Below are 4220 nucleotides of genomic sequence, written 5' to 3'. Positions count from 1 at the left end.
GGCGGCCCTCGAACTCGCGTTGGCGGCGGACCGCGTACCTTCCGGGGGCGCAGCCCGTCGCGCCGTGTTCCGCGTGCAGCAGGTACACCGGGGCGGTGGCCGCGAAGGCGCCCAGGGTCAGCCCGTCGGCCTCGGCCACCATGCCGGTCCAGCGGCAGGTGCCCGGTTCGGCGACCAGCGTGTGCGGGTGGCCGCCGGCCGCGCCGCGCAGGAGTTCCACCCCCTCCGGAGGCACCGGTGCCCAGCGGGCGGCCGGCCAGAGGCGTACGGGCTCGGCGAGGATGGCGTACGGGACGACGATCAGGTCGCCCTGGGCCTGCAGGCCGTCGACGACGGGGATCGCCATCGACCGTTCCAGATGGTCGAGTACGGACAGGCCGGTCTGTTCGACGAGGGAAGCGAGAGTCACGGTCACGGGAATCACCTCAGGTTCGGCGGAGGAGCTGGGAGTAGTCGTCGCCGGACAGGCCGTACGTCCAGCCTGCGGCGGCGATCGGATCGGTGAAGTGGCCCGGCACGGTCAGCCCGTAGCGGCGGCGGCGTCCGTCGCGCTCGACGGAGCCGTTCACGGCGAGGAGCACCTTGGTCCGGTCGCGTACGTGGTAAAGACGCAGCTCGCAGCCTGGATTGCCCGGGTCCGGCGCGGTGGCGACCACGCGCAGCCCCGCCTCCTCGATGTAGGACGCCCATCCCGCGTGCTCGATCGCGCAGCGGCGTACCTCCACGTTGGTCTCTCCCGCGATGCGCCAGGCGCGCGGGTCGGTGATCACCCAGGACGGCACGTGCCTCCCGTGCCAGGCGTACACCTCCCAGCCGTCCCCGTACCGCAGCGCGGGACCGTCCGCGTGGTGCAGGCGTACGGTCCCGTTGTCCTGCCAGACCTCGGTGCGCAGGGCGACCGGGCGGTCGGAGACGACGCAGACGTGTTCGCGCGGCCACCACCAGCCGCAGGAGCGGGCCAGCGCCGCCCAGGGTTCGAACCGTCGCGTCTGGTCCGCCGTGAACGGCCTTCCGGTCAGCCGCCGCAGCGCGTCGTAGTGCGCGACCCGTGATGGGCACTGCGTGCGATACCAGGAATGGCGCCAGGACGACGGATCCGCCGCCCGCAGCGCGGTCGTGAGCGAATCCCGGCAGGACTGCGCGAGAGGCCCGCTCACCTCGAACCGAACCGTCGGTTCGACCGAACGACCGGCGATGCGGAAATGTTCGTCGAGTCGCAGGAACAATGCGGTGCGCAGCTCGGAGAATCGCCGGGGCAACGGCCATTCGGAAAGGCGGTCGATTCTTTCCGAAGGCCGTGGCCCCACGCCCGGTGGAACGGTCTCCAAGGCAGTGACCGGCGACGACGTCCAGTGGAAACGTGGTGGATCGAGTCCGAGGAGGTCGTACAGGCCGGAGATGGCGGCCTCTGCGGCCGGCCGGTCGGCGGGCCGCGTCGACAACGCCCGGCCCAGCCATTCTTCGCGAATTTCGGCAGCTTCCCGCTGCAGGTGGACGCTCACCAGATGAAGGTGACGTCGTCCTTTCCGTCAATCATGGAACAAAGAGTGACAGACGAAAGCGGGATTTGTCTACCGCCGGCTGGGCTCCGGCGTCGCCGGTGTGGACGCGGGTCGCTTGGGGCGTGCCCGCAGCATCAGGACGGCCACCACCGCCGCGGCCAGGCCGCCGACCACGCCCACGGCGGAGACCGTCGTCATGGCGTCCACGAACGCGCCCTTGGCGGCCGAGGCGAGGGCCGAGTCACCCTGGGCGGCCGCGATGGCCAGCGCCTCGCCGATCGAGTGGCGCGCCGGGCCGGTGACGCTGTCCGGCATGTTGGCCCCGTACGCGGCGGTCAGCACGCTGCCCAGCACCGCGATGCTCAGCGCCTGGCCGATCTGCGACACCGTGTCGTTGACGGCCGAGCCCACGCCGGCCCGGTCCTTCGGCAGCGCGCCCAGCAGCGTCGCGTACGCCGCGGGGCCCGCCGTGCCGCTGCCGGCGCCCATGACGACCAGGGCGATCACGAGCGTCCCGTAGCCGTCGCCCGGCGACAGCAACGAGAGCAGGCCGAAGCCCACGGCCAGCAGGACCAGTCCGGTGGCCAGCGTCGCGCGGGCGCCGAACCTCTTGTCGACGGCCACGCCGACGCCGTTGAACACGATCACGGTCACCAGCAGCGGGACGAACGCGATCCCCGCCCTCATCGGGCTGTATCCCAGCACGAACTGCAGGAACTGGGTGAGCGCCAGCATCAGTCCGCCGGAGGAGAACGACAGCAGGACGACGGACAGGCCGGCGCCGCTGAAGTCGCGGTTGTGGAACAGGGCCAGCGGCAGCATCGGCGTCCGGCTGACGCGCTGCCAGACCGCGAACGCGATCAGCGCGACGACCGCGACGACGAAGCCGCCGATCGTCTGCGCGGACGACCAGCCGTCCTTCGCCGACCCGATGACGCCCCAGACCAGCGCCGTCATGCCGACCGTCGACAGGAGCGCGCCGAGCAGGTCGGGCCGCCCCGCCGGGCCGCGGCTCTCGGGAATGAGCAGCAGGGACGCGATGATGCCGAGCACAGCGATGGGGACGTTCAGCAGGAACACCGATCCCCACCAGAAGTGGTCCAGCAGCAGGCCGCCGACGATGGGGCCGCCGAGCGCGCCCAGCATGAGCACCGAGCTCCAGATGGCGATGGCCTTCTTGCGCTCCTGGTCGTCGAAGACCGTCGTGAGGATGGACAGCGTGCCCGGCATGAGGAAGGCCGCGCCGGCGCCCATCAGCGCCCGGCAGGCGATGAGCTGGCCGGGGGAGCCGGAGAACGCCGCCGGGATCGACGCGCCGCCGAAGAGCGCCAGGCCGATGACCAGGCCGGTGCGCCGGCCGTACCGGTCGGAGAGGGCGCCCGCGGTGAGCAGGAGTCCGGCGAGGACCAGTACGTACGCGTCGAGGATCCATTGGATGTCGGCGCTGGATGCGTGCAGGTCGCGGATGAGTGAGGGGATCGCGACGTTGAGGACCGTGTTGTCGATCACGACGACGAGCAGGCTCAGGCACAGGACGCCGAGGATCAGCCATCGCCGTGGATGAGGTGATGCGGCTCCTGGGTCGCCCGTCGTGGGCCCTTCTTCCGCGGCCGGGGGAGTGGACATGAGTGCTCCGTTCGTACGCTGTGCGAGTGTGTCGTACAGCGTACTACCAGCCTCGAACAGTGTGCGAGAGGCGATATTCTGCGGGGGAGCGTTTTTTAGTGCGAAGGGCGTCCGAATGCCACGCGACACCGACCCGATCACCACCTCGGTCTGGGTGCGTCCCTCACGGGCGCGCCGGGGCGAACAGCCCACCCTGAGCCGAGAGCAGATCGTGCATGCCGCGATCGAACTGCTCGACGCCGAGGGCATCGGCGGCCTGAGCATGCGCCGCCTCGGCGCCAAGCTGGGCGCGGGCACGACATCGCTCTACTGGTACGTGGCGCACAAGGACGAGCTGCTCGAACTCGTCCTGGACGAGGTCATGGGCGAGATCGAACTCCCCGACCCGTCCGCCGCCGACTGGCGATCCGCCGTGAGCGACGCGGTCCGGAGCGTACGGGCGGTGATCCTGCGCCACACCTGGATGGCCGGCCTGTACGGAACCCACCCCGCGATCGGCCCCCAGTCGATGCGGCTGAGCGACCGGTTGATCGCGGTGCTGACCGCCGCCGGCTTTTCGGGCCTCGAACTGGCCCATGCGAGCTCACTGCTCATGTCGCACGCGCTCGGCTCGGCCGTGATGGACGTGGCGATGCACACCGCGACCACCCTGTCCGGCAAGGATGCGAACGAGCTGGTCCAGCAGCTGGAGCCGTATTTCGACCGCATCGCCGAGGAGTACCCGAGCTACACGAAATGGTGGTCGCAGAACAAGGACGCGGACATGGAGCAGATGCGGGAGGAGGGCTTCGAGTTCGGTCTGCAACGCCTGCTCGACGGCCTGGAATCCTGGCTCCGATCTGATGGCTGACCCACTCGCGACGCGGCCCGATTCGAGGAGCCGGTGACACGGCTCGGTCGAGAATGGACCTCGCTACACCCAGCCGCGCACCCGGCACAGCCGCGCCGGGCGCAGCCGTGCCCGGCCTGGGGTTTGTTTTGTGGATCTTGGTTGAGTCACAAGATGAGGCTGGCGATGGTCACCGAACTCCGGTAATGAGCGGCGGGTTTTTCATAGCGGGTGGCGAGTCCGCGGAAGCGTTTGAGCTGGCC

At 70.1% G+C, this 4220-nt stretch carries 4 protein-coding genes; 1 reads left to right on the top strand and 3 read right to left on the bottom strand.

The features are described from left to right. The 3 genes from ACFFNX_RS43770 to ACFFNX_RS43760 all read right to left on the bottom strand — a co-directional run. A partial coding sequence (locus ACFFNX_RS43770) for a DUF8820 family protein (RefSeq protein WP_378212157.1) occupies positions 1–409 on the bottom strand: 409 nt, incomplete at its 3' end. A 16-nt stretch (positions 410–425) separates the two neighbouring features. Beyond that, entirely contained in the window at positions 426–1157 is a 732-nt protein-coding gene (locus tag ACFFNX_RS43765; protein ID WP_378212156.1) for a DUF6745 domain-containing protein, read from the bottom strand. 414 nt (positions 1158–1571) lie between these two features. Further along, entirely contained in the window at positions 1572–3128 is a 1557-nt protein-coding gene (locus ACFFNX_RS43760) for an MFS transporter (RefSeq protein WP_378212155.1), read from the bottom strand. A gap of 115 nt (positions 3129–3243) precedes the next feature. Between ACFFNX_RS43760 and ACFFNX_RS43755 the strand changes: the two genes are divergently transcribed. After that, complete coding sequence (locus ACFFNX_RS43755) at positions 3244–3978, top strand: TetR/AcrR family transcriptional regulator (protein WP_378212154.1); 735 nt, start codon at positions 3244–3246, stop codon at positions 3976–3978. The last annotated feature ends 242 nt before the right edge of the window (positions 3979–4220 follow it).

It is taken from the genome of Actinoallomurus acaciae, assembly GCF_042429965.1.
GTDB lineage: Bacteria > Actinomycetota > Actinomycetes > Streptosporangiales > Streptosporangiaceae > Actinoallomurus > Actinoallomurus acaciae.
Note: the sequence above shows the minus strand (reverse complement) of the source record. Positions and strands in the feature narration are given on the sequence as shown.